Source organism: Brevundimonas sp. GW821-FHT10E09, from assembly GCF_058809375.1.
This window is the reverse complement of record NZ_JBXASO010000009.1, coordinates 34,717-50,802: the sequence shown is the minus strand read 5'-3', so window position 1 is coordinate 50,802 and position 16,086 is coordinate 34,717. Positions and strand designations below refer to the sequence as shown.

At 66.0% G+C, this 16,086-nt stretch carries 17 protein-coding genes; 6 read left to right on the top strand and 11 right to left on the bottom strand.

What is annotated here, in order from left to right; translation table 11 throughout:
- The first annotated feature begins 30 nt into the window (after positions 1-30).
- Entirely contained in the window at positions 31-633 is a 603-nt protein-coding gene (yczE, locus tag AC1RSI_RS09985) for a membrane protein YczE (protein WP_154726436.1), read from the top strand.
- On the opposite strand, the gene AC1RSI_RS09980 is transcribed toward yczE, so the two are convergent.
- Together AC1RSI_RS09980 and AC1RSI_RS09975 are read right to left on the bottom strand one after the other, a co-directional pair.
- Complete coding sequence (locus tag AC1RSI_RS09980; RefSeq protein WP_154726437.1) at positions 630-1,316, bottom strand: response regulator transcription factor; 687 nt, start codon at positions 1,314-1,316, stop codon at positions 630-632. The two genes, yczE and AC1RSI_RS09980, sit on opposite strands and share 4 nt — an antisense overlap.
- Before the next feature lie 80 nt (positions 1,317-1,396).
- Entirely contained in the window at positions 1,397-2,095 is a 699-nt protein-coding gene (locus AC1RSI_RS09975; RefSeq protein WP_154726438.1) for a YggS family pyridoxal phosphate-dependent enzyme, read from the bottom strand.
- On the opposite strand from AC1RSI_RS09975, the gene AC1RSI_RS09970 reads away from it, so the two are divergent.
- Positions 2,094-2,741, top strand: coding sequence for a thiamine phosphate synthase (locus tag AC1RSI_RS09970; protein ID WP_154726439.1), 648 nt, complete (start codon positions 2,094-2,096; stop codon positions 2,739-2,741). The genes AC1RSI_RS09975 and AC1RSI_RS09970 overlap by 2 nt on opposite strands.
- 43 nt (positions 2,742-2,784) lie before the next feature.
- On the opposite strand, the gene AC1RSI_RS09965 is transcribed toward AC1RSI_RS09970, so the two are convergent.
- Positions 2,785-3,180, bottom strand: coding sequence for an NtrZ family periplasmic regulatory protein (locus AC1RSI_RS09965; RefSeq protein ID WP_008262093.1), 396 nt, complete (start codon positions 3,178-3,180; stop codon positions 2,785-2,787).
- Between the two features lie 369 nt (positions 3,181-3,549).
- On the opposite strand from AC1RSI_RS09965, the gene AC1RSI_RS09960 reads away from it, so the two are divergent.
- The 4 genes from AC1RSI_RS09960 to holA all read left to right on the top strand — a co-directional run bounded on the left by AC1RSI_RS09960 (position 3,550) and on the right by holA (position 8,363).
- The gene (locus tag AC1RSI_RS09960) at positions 3,550-4,002 is read left to right on the top strand and encodes a DUF3576 domain-containing protein (protein WP_008259790.1); all 453 of its coding nucleotides are present in this window, start codon (positions 3,550-3,552) and stop codon (positions 4,000-4,002) included.
- A gap of 160 nt (positions 4,003-4,162) precedes the next feature.
- Complete coding sequence (leuS, locus tag AC1RSI_RS09955) at positions 4,163-6,823, top strand: leucine--tRNA ligase (RefSeq protein WP_447941256.1); 2,661 nt, start codon at positions 4,163-4,165, stop codon at positions 6,821-6,823.
- Positions 6,823-7,314: an LPS assembly lipoprotein LptE gene (gene lptE, locus AC1RSI_RS09950; RefSeq protein WP_035308316.1), complete on the top strand. Its 492-nt coding sequence runs from the start codon at positions 6,823-6,825 to the stop codon at positions 7,312-7,314. Before leuS ends, lptE begins: the two co-directional genes overlap by 1 nt.
- Positions 7,311-8,363, top strand: coding sequence for a DNA polymerase III subunit delta (gene holA / locus AC1RSI_RS09945; protein ID WP_008260001.1), 1,053 nt, complete (start codon positions 7,311-7,313; stop codon positions 8,361-8,363). Before lptE ends, holA begins: the two co-directional genes overlap by 4 nt.
- Before the next feature lie 37 nt (positions 8,364-8,400).
- Here holA and AC1RSI_RS09940 read toward each other — a convergent pair whose 3' ends face one another.
- The 8 genes from AC1RSI_RS09940 to rho form a co-directional block, all read right to left on the bottom strand.
- Entirely contained in the window at positions 8,401-8,583 is a 183-nt protein-coding gene (locus AC1RSI_RS09940; protein WP_035308321.1) for a hypothetical protein, read from the bottom strand.
- A gap of 40 nt (positions 8,584-8,623) precedes the next feature.
- Positions 8,624-9,505: a ParB/RepB/Spo0J family partition protein gene (locus AC1RSI_RS09935; RefSeq protein WP_198004257.1), complete on the bottom strand. Its 882-nt coding sequence runs from the start codon at positions 9,503-9,505 to the stop codon at positions 8,624-8,626.
- A 44-nt stretch (positions 9,506-9,549) separates the two neighbouring features.
- On the bottom strand, positions 9,550-10,347 hold the full coding sequence (locus tag AC1RSI_RS09930; protein ID WP_035308345.1) for a ParA family protein: 798 nt from the start codon (positions 10,345-10,347) through the stop codon (positions 9,550-9,552).
- A gap of 4 nt (positions 10,348-10,351) precedes the next feature.
- Positions 10,352-10,984, bottom strand: a complete 633-nt coding sequence (rsmG, locus tag AC1RSI_RS09925) for a 16S rRNA (guanine(527)-N(7))-methyltransferase RsmG (protein WP_035308325.1) — start codon at positions 10,982-10,984, stop codon at positions 10,352-10,354.
- A complete protein-coding gene (gene mnmG / locus AC1RSI_RS09920) occupies positions 10,984-12,876 on the bottom strand; it encodes a tRNA uridine-5-carboxymethylaminomethyl(34) synthesis enzyme MnmG (protein WP_291755460.1) in 1,893 nt (630 codons plus the stop codon). Before mnmG ends, rsmG begins: the two co-directional genes overlap by 1 nt.
- Positions 12,877-12,980: 104 nt before the next feature.
- Complete coding sequence (mnmE, locus tag AC1RSI_RS09915) at positions 12,981-14,288, bottom strand: tRNA uridine-5-carboxymethylaminomethyl(34) synthesis GTPase MnmE (RefSeq protein ID WP_291755469.1); 1,308 nt, start codon at positions 14,286-14,288, stop codon at positions 12,981-12,983.
- A gap of 48 nt (positions 14,289-14,336) precedes the next feature.
- The gene (locus AC1RSI_RS09910; RefSeq protein ID WP_035308330.1) at positions 14,337-14,561 is read right to left on the bottom strand and encodes a DUF6489 family protein; all 225 of its coding nucleotides are present in this window, start codon (positions 14,559-14,561) and stop codon (positions 14,337-14,339) included.
- Positions 14,562-14,601: 40 nt separating this feature from the next.
- Positions 14,602-16,035, bottom strand: a complete 1,434-nt coding sequence (gene rho / locus AC1RSI_RS09905; RefSeq protein WP_008263632.1) for a transcription termination factor Rho — start codon at positions 16,033-16,035, stop codon at positions 14,602-14,604.
- Between the last annotated feature and the right edge of the window lie 51 nt (positions 16,036-16,086).

The window sequence follows — 16,086 nt, the reverse complement described above, 5'->3', positions numbered from 1 at the left end:
TGCGCGGCCAGTTATGCGCAAACCGTCGAAATGACCCACCGCCTTCTTCAACTCTTCGCTGGCCTCGTCCTCTACGGCCTGTCCATCGCCCTGATCGTTCGGGCCGATCTGGGGCTGGATCCCTGGGATGTGCTGAACCAGGGGGTGTTCGAGCGGTTCGCCGGCCCGGCTGGAATCAGCTTCGGCCTGGTGGTCAATCTGATCGGTATGGCCGTGCTGCTGCTGTGGATTCCCCTGCGCCAGCGGCCTGGAGTAGGGACTGTGGCCAATGTTCTGGTGATCGGCACAGTCGCGAACTTCGGTCTGGACTGGATCCCGTCTGACCTGGGCCTACCGGTCCGGGCGGGCCTGTTGGGCGCGGGCGTGGTGCTGAACGGCGTCGCCAGCGGGGCCTATATCGGCGCGGGCCTGGGGCCAGGCCCACGCGACGGCCTGATGACCGGCATCGTCGCCCGCACGGGCTGGCCGGTCAAATGGGTCCGGACCGCCATCGAGCTGAGCGTCATCGCCTTGGGCTGGCTGCTGGGAGGCTCCGTCGGCGTGGGCACGGTGCTTTACGCTGTGACCATCGGCCCGCTGGTCCACCTGTTCCTGCCGATTTTCACGATCCACCGCCGAGGCGCGGACGCCTAGGGTTGAAGGCGATAGCCGCCCGCGTCGGTCAGCAGCAGCCGGGCCTGACCGGGCTCGGGCTCGATCTTCTGGCGCAGGCGATAGATGTGGGTTTCCAGCGTGTGGGTGGTGACGCCGGCGTTGTAGCCCCAGACCTCGGTCAGCAGTTCCTCGCGCGACACGGGTTTGGCCCCGGCGCGGTAGAGGTATTTCAGGATGTTGGTTTCCTTTTCGGTCAACCGCACCTTCTTGCCCTTGGCGTCCATCAGCACCTTGGCGGCGGGTCGGAACTCATAGGGGCCGATGGAGAAGACGGCGTCTTCCGACTGTTCGTGGCTGCGCAGATGGGCGCGGATGCGGGCCAGAAGCACGGCGAACCGGAAAGGCTTGGTGACATAGTCGTTGGCGCCGGCGTCGAGACCCAGGATGGCGTCGGCGTCGGCGGACTGGGCCGTCAGCATGATGACGGGGGTCGAGACCCCGTCCTTGCGAAGAAGGCGGCAGGCCTCGCGCCCGTCCATGTCCGGCAGATCGACGTCCAGCAGGATCAGGTCGGCGCGGATCTCGCGCCCCATCCTCACCCCGTCCGAGGCGGTCGCGGCCTGCTGGGTCTTGAACTCCTCGTGGAGGTTCAACTGCTCGGCCAGGGCCTCGCGCAGGTCGTCGTCGTCGTCGATGATCAATATGGTCTTGGGCGTGGGCATGTTCAGACAATGGCGAGGCTTGGCCCCCGCGCCAAGGCTTGGGGGTGCGAATTCACGTCGGGTTACGGCCTAGAGGCGGTTTAAGGTCGATTTCGTTCCCCAAACAACGCCGTTCCCACCCGGACATGGGTCGCGCCGCAGCGGATCGCAGTCTCGTAGTCGCCGCTCATCCCCATCGACAGGACCGACAGGCCGTTGCGTTCGGCCATGTCGCGCAGCAGGGCGAAATGCGGTTCGGCCTCCTGATCCGCAGGGGGAATGCACATCAGACCCTCGACCGTCAGGCCGTAGGTCCGGCGCGCCGTCTCGATCAGGGCGGCGGCGGCCTCGGGCAGGACGCCGGCCTTTTGCGGCTCGGCGCCGGTATTGACCTGAACCAGAACGCGCGGCGATCGGCCGCGCTTCTGCGCCGCCTCGGCCAGGGCGCGGGCCAGTTTCTCGCGGTCCAGGGTCTCGATCACGTCGAACAGGACGACGGCGTCCTCGGCCTTGTTGGTCTGCAGGGGGCCGATCAACCGCAGCTCCAATCCGTCCAGACCCGACAGCCGTTCGGTCCAGCGCGCCTGCGCCTCCTGCACCCGGTTCTCGCCGAACACCCGCTGACCCGTCGCCAGGATGGCGTCGATCGCCTCATCCGGCTGGGTCTTGGAGACGGCCGTCAGGGTCACGGCGGCGGGATCTCGTCCAGCGGCGTGGCAGGCCGCGTCGATCCGGGCGCGGACGCCGGCGACCCTTTCGGCGATGGACGGGAGGGGCGAAGCGGGGGAAGAAGGGGTCATGATCCTGCCGGCCGGTTACAGCGACGACGCGCGCGCGCTCTGGGATGCGGCGACCGCTCTAAACCGCGCCGCCGCCGCTGTCAGCCCGAGCGTCGCCCGTTTGCCGCCGCTGCTGTTCTTCACCGACCCGGACCGCACGTCCCGCCCGTGGGAGACCGCGGCCCGTCTGCCGGCCGGATCGGGGGTGGTCTATCGCGCCTTCGGGGCCGCCGACGCCATCCAGACGGGCCGTCGGTTGCGGGAGGCGACGCGGGGCGCCGGGGTGAAACTGCTGGTCGGGCGAGACGCTGACCTGGCGGAGACGCTGGAAGCGGACGGGCTGCATCTGCCCGAGCGCGAGGCGAGACAGGCGCGATCGGTTGGCCGGGCTCATCCCCATTGGCTGCTGACCGCCGCCTGGCATGGGGGCCGGCCCATGACCGAAGGTCTGGACGCCCTGGTTCTGTCGCCGGTGTTTCCGGCCGGCGGCGCTTCGGCGGTAAAGCCCGCGCTGGGCGTCGCCGAATTCGGACGATGGATTCAGGATGTCGATCTGCCGGTCTATGCCCTGGGCGGGATCAGACCGGATAATGTCGCGTCCTTGACGGGATCGGGGGCCTGCGGACTGGCCGGGGTGGAGGCGATACAGTCCGCCTTCCGTAGTTGAGCCCGTCTCGACGCTTCGCAGAAGCCGCGCCGTCGATCGCGAATCAGAAGTTGAAGATGGTCTCGAGCCGCACGCGGGGCTGGGTTCGGCCATTGGTCTCAGGCGCCCGGGCCGGATCCGCTTCGCGCGACGCCACAGCGGCGGCGGCGCCGACGCGCAGACGATCGTTCAGACGGTAATAGGCGCCCGCCTCGACATCGCCCCAGTCAGTCTCGCGCCCGACCGGTTGGTTCAGATTGAAATCCAGACCCCACCGGCCCTGGTCGTTCAGGCGCAGACCGCGACGCTGTTGCGACGGCGCATTGCGCTGGGCGGCCTGGGCTTCCGACAGGGTGACGCTCGGCGCGCGAGTCGGCGCAGCGTTCTGGGCAAGCGCCGGCGCAGAGACGGCGAGCGCCATCGTCGCAAAAATCACAGCCGAGACATCGCCGAAACGCATTCTGAACCCTTTGAACGCCCTCGAGTGAAGACGTCCTACCCTGAACCGACCTTATATGGTCGTGGACGCCGCGATTAGACACCGGGGGTCCGCCCGGTCAACGCAACGTGGTCTTGATGTCGGGGTTCCGCTGCATTGTTGCAGTGCGATGTGGCTCAAGCGTCACGGGATTTGAGCCAAATGGAGCGTTGCTGTCAGCGACCTGTCACGGAACGGCGCAACTCGTATCGCCGCGGGGCCGCACTTCGCCTTGTCATCGCCCCTTTTGCCCGTGTTATAGAGCCACGCAGCGGCGCGAACTTACGCGCGGCGCCCTGCGCGCGTGTGGGCGAGGGCCTTCACGTCCCTGAGTTTACGGAGACTTCCTTGATGAGCCTCAACAAGGCCCTGGTTCGCGGCGTCGCCATCGCCCTGGTCTCGGGCGTCGCCCTGAGCGCCTGCTCGAGCATCCCCTTCGTCGGCGGCGACAAGAAGACCCCCAAGACGAACGTGCAGCAAGGCATCGGCGTCAACGGCTATCTGTGGCGCGCCTCGCTCGACACCCTCAGCTTCATGCCGTTGCTGACCGCTGATCCCTGGGGCGGCGTGATCAACTACGACTGGTACACCAATCCCCAGACGCCGAACGAGCGCTTCAAGGCGACCGTCTTCATCCTGGACACCCGTCTGCGCGCCGATGCGCTGAACGTCACGGTGACCAAGGAAGTGAAGGGCGCGGACGGTCAATGGACCGCCGCTCCGGTCGCCGCCCAGACCGAGGCGGACCTGGAAAACGCCATTCTGACCAAGGCGCGCCAACTGAACCTGTCTAACGCAGGCTGACTTTCTGGTTGGCGCTACCGCCCTTCGGGCGAGTTGAGCGCCGATTGGTCTGAGTTCGGTCGTCGTTGAGGCGACGAGAACGCATTTTTCTTGGGCGCTGTCGTCCTTCGGGCTAGTTGAGCACGGAGGGCGGCAGCGCCCTTTTGACTTCAGGACGACCGTGGCCCGTTACGAACCCAAGACCGCCGAACCCCGCCAACAGGCCCGCTGGGCCGAGGCCTCCGCCTTCGTGACGAAGGACACCGGCCGGCCGAAATACTATGTGCTCGAGATGTTCCCCTATCCGTCGGGCAACATCCACATGGGCCACGCCCGCAACTATGTGATGGGCGATGTGGTGGCGCGGTCCAAGCGCGCCCAGGGCTATGACGTCCTGCACCCGATGGGCTGGGACGCCTTCGGCATGCCGGCCGAGAACGCGGCCATGGAACGCGGCATCCACCCCAAGGGCTGGACCTACGACAATATCGCCCAGATGCGCGACCAGCTGAAACTGCTGGGCCTGTCGCTGGACTGGTCGCGCGAGTTCGCCACCTGCGACCCGGAATATTACGGCAAGCAGCAGGCCTGGTTCCTGGAGCTGTATCGGCGCGGCCTGGTCTATCGCAAGGACGGGGTGGTCAACTGGGACCCGGTCGACAACACCGTCCTGGCCAATGAGCAGGTGATCGACGGGCGCGGCTGGCGTTCGGGCGCGGTGGTCGAAAAGCGCAAGCTGAACCAGTGGTTCCTGCGCATCACCGACTATGCCGACGACCTGATCGAGGGTCTGAAGACCCTGGACCGCTGGCCCGAGAAGGTCCGGCTGATGCAGGAGAACTGGATCGGTCGGTCCAAGGGTCTGCAGATGACTTGGGCCTTCGCAGGCGCGGCTCCCGAGGGGTACGAAGCCGGCGTCCAAATCTACACTACCCGGCCCGACACCCTGTTCGGCGCCAGCTTCCTGGGCCTGGCCCCTGATCACCCGATCTCGAAACAGCTGGCCGAGGCTGATCCGGCGGTGGCGGACTTCGTCGCCAAATGCCGCGCGGGCGGTACGTCCCAGGCCGATATCGACCAGGCCGAGAAGATCGGCTGGGACACGGGCCTGAAGGTTCTCCATCCCTTCACCGGCGCCGAGGTTCCGGTGTGGATCGCCAACTTCATCCTGTCGGAATACGGAACGGGCGCCATCTTCGCCTGCCCGGCCCATGACCAGCGCGACCACGATTTCGCGAAGAAGTACGGTTTGCCGATTCTGCCACAGCATATCCCGGCAGGTATTTTCTACGACCCTGAATCGATGGTCGCATATGAGACTGACTTCAGAGAAGACGGCTCGGTTGAAAATTCACTGTACCACGACTTCAACAAGGAGGCGCTTGTCGTCTCCTCTGCGTCCTCCGATGAACAAGAATATCTCGACAATAGGTTGGCGAGTTTGCTGGCGCTTTCTGGGCCTGAGTTACCCATCACAATTAAGGATGCCATCGGCTTAATTGTTGATCGAGCGCAGAACGATGGGGTTGGCCGCGCCGAAACCATCTATCGCCTGCGTGACTGGGGCGTGTCGCGCCAGCGCTACTGGGGTTGCCCGATCCCGATCATCCACTGCCCGTCCTGCGGACCGGTAGAGGTTCCCACCGATCAGTTGCCGGTCGTCCTGCCCGACGACGTGACCTTCGACGTGCCCGGCAATCCGCTGGACCGCCATCCCAGCTGGAAACACGTCCAATGCCCGTCCTGCGGCCAGGACGCGACGCGCGAGACCGACACGCTCGACACCTTCGTCGACTCCAGCTGGTATTTCGCCCGCTTCACCGACCCGACGGCGGCCGAGCCGATCAACACCGAGGCGGCGAACCGCTGGCTGCCTGTGGATCAGTATATCGGCGGGGTCGAGCACGCGGTGCTGCACCTGCTGTACGCCCGCTTCATCACCCGCGCCCTGTCCGACGCCGGCATGCTGGCGGTGAAGGAGCCCTTCGCCGGCCTGTTCACGCAAGGCATGGTGGTCCACGAGACCTATCGTCGTGAGAACGGCCAGTGGGTCGAGCCTACCGACGTCGAGCTGACCAATGCTGACGGCGTCCGCTCCGCCCGCCAGCTGTCGACCGGCGAGACCCTGGTGATCGGCGACATCGAGAAGATGTCCAAGTCCAAGAAGAACGTCGTCGCGCCCCAGGAAATCCTGGAATCGCACGGCGTGGACGCCGGCCGTCTGTTCGTCCTGTCCGACAGCCCGCCTGAGCGGGACGTGCAATGGACCCCCGGCGGGGTCGAGGGCGCCAGCCGGTTCGTGCAGCGGACCTGGACCCTGTTTGACGCCTATGACGCCGGCTTCGCCGGCGAGGACAAGGCCAACGCCGAACTGCTGCGCGAGACGCACAAGGCGATCAAGGCCGTGTCCGAAGGGGTCGAGGGCTTCCGCTTCAACTCGGCCATCGCCAAGCTGTACGCCTTCGTCGCCACCGTCCGCGACAGCGCCCAGGCCGGCGGCGACGCCAAGCGTCAGGCCCTGTCGGCCCTGGCGCGATTGATCGCTCCCTTCACCCCGCACCTGGCCGAAGAATGCTGGACCCAGCTGGGTGAAGAGGGGATGGTTCTGGACGCGCCGTGGCCTGTGTGGGACGCTGCGCTGGCGGCCGACGATGAGGTGGTTCTGCCCATCCAGATCAACGGCAAGCGTCGCGCGGAAATCCGCGTGCCGCGCGGCATGGAGCCCGCCGAGGTCGAGGCCATGGTTCTGGCCGACGAGACCGTGCAGGCGCGGCTGGAGGGTCTGAGCGTGAAGAAGATCGTCGTGGTCAAGGACCGGATCGTCAATCTGGTGGCCGGCTGATGCGGGGCGCGGCGGCCTTTGCGGCTCTGACTGTGCTGGGGGCGTCCCTGGCCGTCTCGGCCTGCGGCTTCACCCCGATCTACGCCGAGCCGGCCATGGGGTCGTCCCTGCGCCGGATCGCCGTATCCACTCAGGATGACCGTCTGGGCTATCGTCTGCGCGAACAGCTGGAAGACGCCCTGGCCTGGGATCAGTCGGCCACGCCCCTGTATCGCCTGACGACACAGGTCGAACAGAGCCGCCGCTCGCTGGGCCGTCGGATCGACGATACGGCCACCCGCTACGAACTGACGGTCAAGGCCGCCTGGACCCTGACGCCGGCGGCAGGCGGAACGCCCGTCACCGGCGTGGAGACCGTCACCACCACCTATGCGACCGCCGACCAGCCCTATGCCGCCATCGCCGCCCAGCAGGACGGCGAGGAGCGCGCCGCGGCGGAACTGGCCCGCCTGATCCGACTGGACCTCATGCAGGCGCTGTCGAACCGGTGATCCTCGCCAAACGCCCAGAGATCGATCGCTTTCTGAAGGCGCCCGATCCGGCTGTCCGGGCGGCCGTCATCCACGGCAAGGACCGGTCGGGCGTCGCCGAACGGGCCGAGGTCCTGTGCCGCGCGATCACGCCGGACCTGAATGATCCGTTCAACGTCACGGTCCTGACCGACAGCGACATCGACAGCGACGAAAGCAAGCTGGAGGAGGCCCTGACGGCCATGTCCCTGATGGGCGGGCGTCGTCTGGTGCGGATCCGTCTGTCGGCGCTGAAGCCCGGGGTGGACAAGGCGGTCGCCGCCGCCGTGAAGATCCATGCCGAGGGCGGCTATAATCCCGACGCCATGCTGGTGGTCGAGGCCGACCAGCTGGGCCGGGAATCCGCCCTGCGCAAGACCGCCGAGAAGGAGGCCGGGGCCGTCGGCATCGTCTGCTACGAGGACGAGACCGGCGACATCGCCCGCATGACCCGCGAGGCCCTGGCCGCCGACAAGGTGGGGCTGACGGCGGACGCCCTGGACCGGTTTGTCGGCCGACTGCCGCGCGAGCGGGGCCTGATGCGCCAGGAGATCGAGCGCCTGGCCCTGTTCATCGGCCCCGGCTCGGGCCGGACCATCGACGTTGAGGAGTTGGAGCAGCATCTGGGCGTCGAACCCGACGCCTCCCTGTCCGACGCGGCGCTTCAGGCCTTCGGCGCCCGGCCCGGACCTGCGCAGTCGGGTTTGAGACGGGCCTTCGCCGAAGGCGAATCCTCGGTGCTGGCGGTGCGGTCCGCTGCCCTTCATCTGGGACGGCTGCGCCGGATCAATATCCTGCAAGCCAATGGAGCGGGGGCCAAGGAGGCGGCCAAGGCGGCTGGGGTCTTCTGGAAGCAGGAGGCTGAAATGCTGCGCCAGGCCAGGGCCTGGCGGCTGGAGGCGCTGGACGAGGTGCTGGACAGCATCAACACCGCCGACGTCGCCACCAAGACGACCGGAATGCCGGATCAATTGATCGCCGAACGCCTGCTGCTGGAAATCGCCGGCCGCGCGCGCAGGCTCGGTCTTTAAACGTCCCTCCTCCCACGAAACGGGAGGAAACGAAGCCTCAGCCCCGCTTCGAAGCCTTTCGGAAGGCCGGTTGGGCCATGGCGACATTCCGCGCCGAGACGCTCTTTTCCTCAGCCTTGGCGCCGACCTGGGCGTTAAAGCCATGACCAGCCTTGGCCTTCTTGGCGGCCAGGGCCTGTTTCAGTTTGTCGGCGGCGGAGGGGGCGGTTTCGTCGGTCATGGATTGATCCTAGCACGTCCTCGGCGATGAGTCTGGCGTCTCAGGCGCGCATCAGCCGCCGGCAAAGGTCGTCCAACTGTTCCAGCGAGCCGTAGCGGATCGTCAGTTCGCCCTTGCCGCTGCGGTCGTTCAGCTGGACATTCAGGCCCAGAGCGTCGGCCAGATCCTGTTGCAGGGCGGCGACATCGGCCGCCCCCTCCCCGCCCTCGGCCGGCTTGGGCTTGACCGGCTTGGGGCCTTCCGCCGCGCGCCGCGCCAGGGCCTCGACCTGACGCACGTTCAGCCCTTCATTATAGGCCTGTTCAGCCAGGGCGGCGGCGTGGGGCGCGGTGATCAGGGCGCGGGCGTGACCGGCGGTCAGCTTGCCGTTTCGGACGTACCAGAGCACTTCCTCCGGCAACTGCAGCAGCCGGAGGGTGTTGGCGATATGACTGCGGCTCTTGCCGACGATGCCCGCCACCTGGTCCTGGGTGCGGCCGAACCGTTCCATCAGCACCCGATAGGCGTCGGCCTCTTCCAGCGGATTCAGGTCGGCGCGCTGGACGTTTTCGATTATCGCAACTTCGAACACCTCGACGTCGTCCATCTCGTGGACGACGATCGGCACCTCGGTCAGCCGAGCGGCCTGGGACGCACGCCAGCGGCGCTCACCGGCGATGATCTGCCAGACCCCGTCCTCGCCGGGCTGCGACCGGACCAGAATGGGTTGCAGCACGCCCTTGTCGCGGATCGAGGCCGTCAGCTCTTCCAGATGTTCCTGGGTGAAGATCTTCCGCGGTTGATCAGGATTGGGCTTGAGGCTCTCGATCGGCACGCGTTGAACGCCCGAAGGCAGGGTCGCGCCCGCCGCTGTCGGCGCTTCGACAGCCTCGCCCATCAGGGCCGAAAGACCCCGTCCAAGACCTCTTTGTCGTTCAGCCAAGATACTGTTCCGTTTCTTCTTTTAAACTCGTGGACCGGTCGGGATCAGGCGGCCAGCTTCAGCCGCTGGCGTTCGCGCTTCACCACTTCCTTGGCCAGACGCAGATAGGCCTGGCTGCCCGCGCATTTCAGATCATAGATCAGGGCCGGCTTGCCGAAGGACGGCGCCTCCGCCACCCGGACGTTGCGGGGAATGACGCTGTCATAGACCTTGTCGCCGAAATGGGCCCGCACGTCATTGGCCACCTGGCCCGACAGGGCGCTGCGGCGATCATACATGGTCAGAACCAGACCCTGGATTTCAAGGGCGGGATTCAGGCTTTGCTTGACCATGTCGATGGTCCGCATCAGCTGGCTGAGCCCCTCCAGAGCGAAGAACTCGCACTGAAGCGGCACCAGGACCGCATCGGCCGCCGCCATGGCGTTCAGGGTCAGCAGGTTCAGAGAGGGCGGACAGTCGATCAACACATAGTCATACGCGGTAGGGCCGTGATCATGGGCCCGCAAGGCGTCGCGCAAACGATAGGACCGACGGTCGGCCTGGCTCAATTCGATCTCGACACCGGACATGTCGGCGTCGGCCGGCACGATCCACAGGCCGGGCACTGTCGTCTGCACGGCAGCGTCATCGACTGAGCGCTGATCGACAACCACGTCATAGATGGTGACGCGGCGTGTTTCACGTGGAACACCCAGACCGGTCGAGGCATTGCCCTGGGGGTCCATGTCCACGATCAGCACGCGCTTGCCGATGGCGGCCAGGGCGGTGCCGAGGTTGATGGCGGTCGTCGTCTTGCCCACGCCGCCCTTCTGGTTGGACACGGCGAGGACGCGGGCAGGCAGTTTGTTAGTGCTTGGGGCGGGCACGTCGAACACTCCGGACTGTCACGATGCGGCCGCGCGGGTCGCTTTGCGACGGGGCCAGTTCAGCGTCGAGATGCCAGGATTTCCGCGCCTCAATCAACTCGGATTCGGCCTTCTCCCCCTTCAGGAACAGACCTTGTGCACCCCTTTGGAAGTAGGGCTGTGCATAACCCAGCAATCGCTCCATCGGGGCGACGGCACGGGCGGTGACGATATCGCATTTGACCGTCTGCTCCTCCGCCCGACCGTTGATCACGGTCGCCGGCAGATCCATGACATCGACGATCTCCTGCAAGAACCGACACCGTTTCCCGAGGCTGTCGATTAGCCAGACATGCGCATCCGGAGCGTCCTTCAACAGAATAGCCAGAACCACGCCCGGGAACCCCGCCCCAGCGCCGAGATCAGCCCAGGTGCGGGCCACAGGCGCATGGGTCAACAGCTGGGCGCTGTCCCAGGCATGGCGGTTCCAGAAATCCGGGAGACTGTCCGGGCCGACCAGATTCATCACCGAATTGGCTTTACTCAGCCGGATACGGAAATCTTCCAGATCCGCCATCTGCTGCGGCGTCGCGCCGGCCTTGCCCTGAAAGAGGGTCTTTTCGGCATTCAGCATCAGGCCGCCACCCCTCCCTGGACCGAGGTCTTGGGCGCCCTCTTCACATGCGCCAGCAGGGCCGTGAGAGCGCCAGGCGTCATGCCCTCGATCCGGCCCGCCTGGCCGAGGGTGCGGGGCTGCACTCGCGCCAGCTTTTCCTTCACTTCATTTGAAAGACTGCCGATGGCGGCATAGTCGAGATCGGTGGGCAGAAGCAGGCCCTCTTCGGTTCGCAAGGCCTCGGCGTCGATCAATTGCCGGTCGAGGTAGTTGGCGTAGCCGGCGTCTATTTCCACCTGCTCGCGCACCTCGGCGTCCCAGGAGGCGACGACCGGATGGGTCTGGACGAAATGATCCAGCGTCACATCAGGAAACGCCAACAGTTCCCGCATGGAACGCCGTCTGCCATCCGCGTTGACTGGAATTCCAATGGCGTTGGCTTCCTTCGGCGTGAACAGGGTTTCACGTGAAACAATGCCGGCCTCGGACAGTTTTTGGGCCTTAAGCTCAAAACGCTTCCGGCGCTCAGGTCCGACGATCCCAAGCGCAATTGCCAGCGGCGTCAGTCGCTGATCGGCGTTGTCCGCCCTCAGGGTCAGCCTGTACTCGGCCCGGCTGGTGAACATCCGATAGGGTTCCGTCACCCCCCGCGTCACCAGATCGTCGATCATCACACCGATATAGGCCTGGTCACGGCCCAGGATCACCGGCGCATCCCCCCCAGCCGTGCGGGCCGCATTCAGGCCGGCCATCAAGCCCTGGGCCGCCGCCTCCTCATATCCCGTGGTGCCGTTGATCTGGCCGGCCAGATAGAGACCCGGCCGCTTCTTGACCTCAAGGGCGGGGCTCAGCTCGCGTGGATCGACATAGTCGTATTCGATGGCGTAGCCGTAGCGGAACACCTCCACCGCCTCCAGGCCGGGGATGGTCCGAAGGAACGCCAACTGGGTCGGTTCCGACACCGAAGTCGAGATACCGTTGGGATAGACGGTGGGATCATCCAGACCTTCTGGTTCCAGGAAGATCTGATGGCTCGTCTTGTCGGCGAACCGCACGACCTTGTCCTCGATCGACGGGCAATAGCGGGGTCCACGGCCCGACAGCTTGCCGCCATAGACCGCGCTCTCGCCCAGGTTCTCGGCGATGATGCGATGAGTTTCCTCAGTCGTATGGGTAACGCCGCAAGCGATCTGCGGCACGTCGATCCGGTCCGTCATGAAGGAAAAGGCGGACGGCGTTTCGTCCGCCTGCTGCATCTCCAGCCCGTCCCAGGCGATGGTTCGTCCGTCCAGCCGCGCCGGCGTTCCGGTCTTCAGCCGCCCCATCATCAGGTCGGCCGCGTGAAGATCAGCGGCCAAACCGGTCGAGGGATCCTCGCCGTGACGGCCTGCCGGAGTTCTTTCATCGCCCCGGTGGATGACGCCGTTCAGGAAGGTGCCGGTCGTCAAGACCACGGCCCCTGCCCTCACCCTCTCCCCGGTCCCGGTCGTCACGCCGACCACGCGATCGCCGTCCAGGATCAAACCCTCAGCCGTTCCCGCCATCAGGCTCAAGTTCGGCGTCCGGGCCAGCTCCGCCTGCATGGCTTCGCGGTACAGACGGCGATCGATCTGGCTCCGGGGACCGCGCACGGCCGCGCCCTTGGACCGGTTCAGGAGGCGGAACTGGATTCCTGACACGTCCGCCAGACGTCCCATGATCCCGTCCAACGCATCGATCTCACGCACCAGATGGCCCTTGCCCAGGCCGCCAATGGCGGGATTGCACGACATTTCGCCGATGGTTTCCAGCTTCTGGGTCAGCAACAGAGTCCGCGCGCCAGCACGGGCTGAAGCGGCAGCGGCTTCACAACCGGCGTGACCACCGCCGATGACGACAACGTCGTAGGAAATCTCGATGGGGGAGTTCATCCCCGCCACATAGTCCAGTTGGACGGTTTTCGCTACACCACAGACCGGCGCCCGGTTCGACGATCGGTGGTATTACCTAAGGTGTTTCACGTGAAACACCGGTATTACTTGCCGATGCAGAAGGTCGAAAACACCTCGCCAAGGATATCTTCAACCCCGATCGCCCCCGTCACCCGCGACAGGGCCTCGGCCGCACGCCGCAGGTCCTCGCCGGCCATCTCTGGCCCGGCATCCAAGGCACGCCGCCCGGCCTCCACCGCCTCCAGGGCCTCATTCAGGCGCAGACGGTGACGCTCCCGCGTAACCGCCGGAAAATCGGCGCCCGATAGATCCTGCGCCAGCCGCGTCGCAATCCAGTCGTGCAGAAGCAACAGACCCTCCCCACTGCGGCTGCTGACCTCGATTCGGTCGAAGCCCCCGCTTGGAACAGACCCACCGAGGTCGGCCTTGTTCGCCACGACCAGATCGCCTGGTCTGGCATAGGCCGCCGCCACGCCATCGGGATCGCCTGGCGCCCTGACCCAAAGACGCAGATCCGCCTGTTCGGCCCGCATCCGCGCCCGCCGCACGCCTTCCGCCTCGACAGGATCAGCGCTCTCTCTCAGGCCCGCCGTGTCGGACAGGGTCACGGCATAGCCGCCGATCACCAGGTCGGCGTCCAGCACATCCCGCGTCGTTCCGGCGATGGGCGTGACGATGGCCGCTTCACGTTCGACCAGGGCGTTGAACAGCGATGACTTGCCGGCATTGGTTTCGCCGATCAGGACGATGCGATAGCCGTCGCGCACCCGCTCGCCCCGTCGCCCCGTATCCACGGCGCGCCGCAAATCCTCGGCCAAACGGTCAAGAACCGGTCCGGCCGTCCGGGCCAGATTGTCGGGTACGTCCTCATCCGGAAAATCGATCTCCGCCTCGACCAAGGCCATGGCGCGGAGCAGATCCCGGCGAAAGCCCGCATAGGTCTCGCTGAGCTTCCCGTCGAGCTGGCCCAGGGCCTGCCGCGCCTGGGCGGCCGTCTCGGCGTCGATCAGGTCAGCCACCGCCTCGGCCTGGGCCAGGTCCATCCGCCCGTTCTGGAAGGCGCGGCGGGTGAACTCCCCCGGCTCGGCCGGCCGTACGCCCAGAGCGATCAGGGCGCCGCTGGCCGCTTCCACGACCGCCCGGCCGCCATGCAGATGGAGTTCGGCGGAGTCCTCGCCGGTATAGGAATGAGGCGCGACGAACCGAAGCACCAGGGCCTGGTCGATGTGGTCGCCGGCGTAGGCCAGGTCTCGTACCGAGGCCATTCGAGGCTTCAATCGAGTGGCGCCAAGCGCCGTCAAGGCCGCATCAACGCCCGGCCCCGACAGACGCATGACGGCGATGGCCCCACGTCCGGGCGGCGTCGCAAGCGCGAAGATCGTATCTTGCATCATCGAATTATGCCTCCTCCCCTCCGGTCGGGAGGAGACGCGGCGTCTTCATTTCACCGCCGCGTCCATCATTCTGCGGAACTGGTCCTGGGCCTGAAGGCCGAAGCTCGTCCAGGTCTTCATCAATTCGTCGGGCTGCATGGCGGCGACATTGGCCTGCATCCGCTTCTGCATCTCGGCGACCATGGCGTCGTTCAGCGGCGTGACGTCCGGCAGCCCCAGGAAGGCGCGCGCCTCCGCCGGGGTGCAGTCCACTTCGACATTGACCTTCATCGAACCGTCTCCTGTTTCACGTGAAACGTCCGAAGACGGATCAGGTGTTCATCGACTGGAAGAAGTCCGAGTTGTTCTTCGACTGGCGCAGCTTGTCGAGCAGGAATTCGATCGCGTCCTGCGGACCCATGGGGTTCAGGATGCGACGCAGGACATAGGTCTTGGCCAGCTGATCCTTCGGCGTGATCAGGTCTTCCTTGCGGGTGCCGGACTTCAGCACGTCGATGGCGGGGAAGATGCGCTTGTCGGCGACCTTGCGGTCCAGCACGATTTCCGAGTTGCCGGTGCCCTTGAACTCTTCGAAGATCACCTCGTCCATCCGGCTGCCGGTGTCGATCAGGGCCGTGGCGATGATGGTCAGCGACCCGCCCTGCTCCACATTCCGCGCGGCGCCGAAGAAGCGTTTCGGCCGTTGCAGGGCGTTGGCGTCCACGCCCCCGGTCAGCACCTTGCCCGACGACGGGACGGTGGCGTTGTAGGCGCGGCCCAGGCGGGTGATGGAGTCGAGCAGGATCACCACGTCCTTCTTGTGCTCGACTAGGCGCTTGGCCTTTTCGATCACCATCTCGGCGACCGCGACGTGGCGCGTGGCCGGCTCGTCGAAGGTCGAAGCCACGACCTCGCCCTTGACCGTGCGCTGCATGTCGGTGACTTCTTCCGGCCGTTCGTCGATCAGCAGGACGATCAGGATGACTTCCGGGTGGTTCTTCTCGATCGACTTGGCGATGTTTTGCAGCATCACCGTCTTGCCGACGCGCGGCGGCGCCACGATCAGGCAGCGCTGCCCCTTGCCCAGCGGCGCGACGATGTCGATGACCCGGCCCGACCGATCCTTCAGGGTCGGATCCTGAATCTCCATGTGCAGCCGCTCTTCGGGATAGAGGGGCGTCAGGTTGTCGAACAGGACCTTGGTCTTGACCATCTCGGGGTCTTCGAGATTGATCGTGTCGACCTTCAACAGGGCGAAATAACGCTCGCCTTCGCGCGGCGCCCGCACCGCGCCATGGACGGTGTCGCCCGAGCGCAGGCCGAAGCGGCGGATCTGCGACGGCGACACATAGACGTCGTCCGGTCCCGGCAGATAGTTGGCGTCCGAACTGCGCAGGAAGCCGAACCCGTCGGGCAGGATCTCCAGCACCCCGTCGGCGATGATTTCCACTTCCTCGTCGGCGAGGGCCTTCAGGATGGCGAACAGCAGGTCCTGCTTGCGCAGGTTGGAGGCGTTCTCGACCTCCAGCTGTTCGGCGAAGGCGACCAGGTCGGCCGGCGTCTTCTCGTTCAGCTCAGCCAGGGTGATCCGGCCGTTGGCGACGACGGGTTCGCCGTCGTCCTCGTCGTCGGCCGTGGTGTCCACGCCGGAATCCGCACCAGCGACGTCGCCGGCTTCGTGTTCGTCCCCGTGATGCGTGGGGGTCTGGACCTCGAGGTTTTCGGTCTCGGGGGCGGTGGGATCGGTGTCGCGGACGTCGGTCATGGTACAGGCTCGCAGGCGCGCGCAACGGCATGTCGCGGCGTCATGTCTCTG

Excerpts from the sequence above, each read along its gene's own strand:
- AC1RSI_RS09975 (WP_154726438.1), bottom strand. The coding sequence starts at position 2,095 with ATGACCCCTTCTTCCCCCGCTTCGCCCCTCCCGTCCATCGCCGAAAGG.
- rho (WP_008263632.1), bottom strand. The coding sequence starts at position 16,035 with ATGACCGACGTCCGCGACACCGATCCCACCGCCCCCGAGACCGAAAAC.
- lptE (WP_035308316.1), top strand. The coding sequence starts at position 6,823 with ATGCGGGGCGCGGCGGCCTTTGCGGCTCTGACTGTGCTGGGGGCGTCC.
- AC1RSI_RS09910 (WP_035308330.1), bottom strand. The coding sequence starts at position 14,561 with ATGAAGGTCAATGTCGAAGTGGACTGCACCCCGGCGGAGGCGCGCGCC.
- yczE (WP_154726436.1), top strand. The coding sequence starts at position 31 with ATGACCCACCGCCTTCTTCAACTCTTCGCTGGCCTCGTCCTCTACGGC.
- AC1RSI_RS09960 (WP_008259790.1), top strand. The coding sequence starts at position 3,550 with ATGAGCCTCAACAAGGCCCTGGTTCGCGGCGTCGCCATCGCCCTGGTC.
- AC1RSI_RS09965 (WP_008262093.1), bottom strand. The coding sequence starts at position 3,180 with ATGCGTTTCGGCGATGTCTCGGCTGTGATTTTTGCGACGATGGCGCTC.
- AC1RSI_RS09940 (WP_035308321.1), bottom strand. The coding sequence starts at position 8,583 with ATGACCGACGAAACCGCCCCCTCCGCCGCCGACAAACTGAAACAGGCC.
- mnmE (WP_291755469.1), bottom strand. The coding sequence starts at position 14,288 with ATGCAAGATACGATCTTCGCGCTTGCGACGCCGCCCGGACGTGGGGCC.
- mnmG (WP_291755460.1), bottom strand. The coding sequence starts at position 12,876 with ATGAACTCCCCCATCGAGATTTCCTACGACGTTGTCGTCATCGGCGGT.
- rsmG (WP_035308325.1), bottom strand. The coding sequence starts at position 10,984 with ATGCTGAATGCCGAAAAGACCCTCTTTCAGGGCAAGGCCGGCGCGACG.
- AC1RSI_RS09970 (WP_154726439.1), top strand. The coding sequence starts at position 2,094 with ATGATCCTGCCGGCCGGTTACAGCGACGACGCGCGCGCGCTCTGGGAT.
- AC1RSI_RS09980 (WP_154726437.1), bottom strand. The coding sequence starts at position 1,316 with ATGCCCACGCCCAAGACCATATTGATCATCGACGACGACGACGACCTG.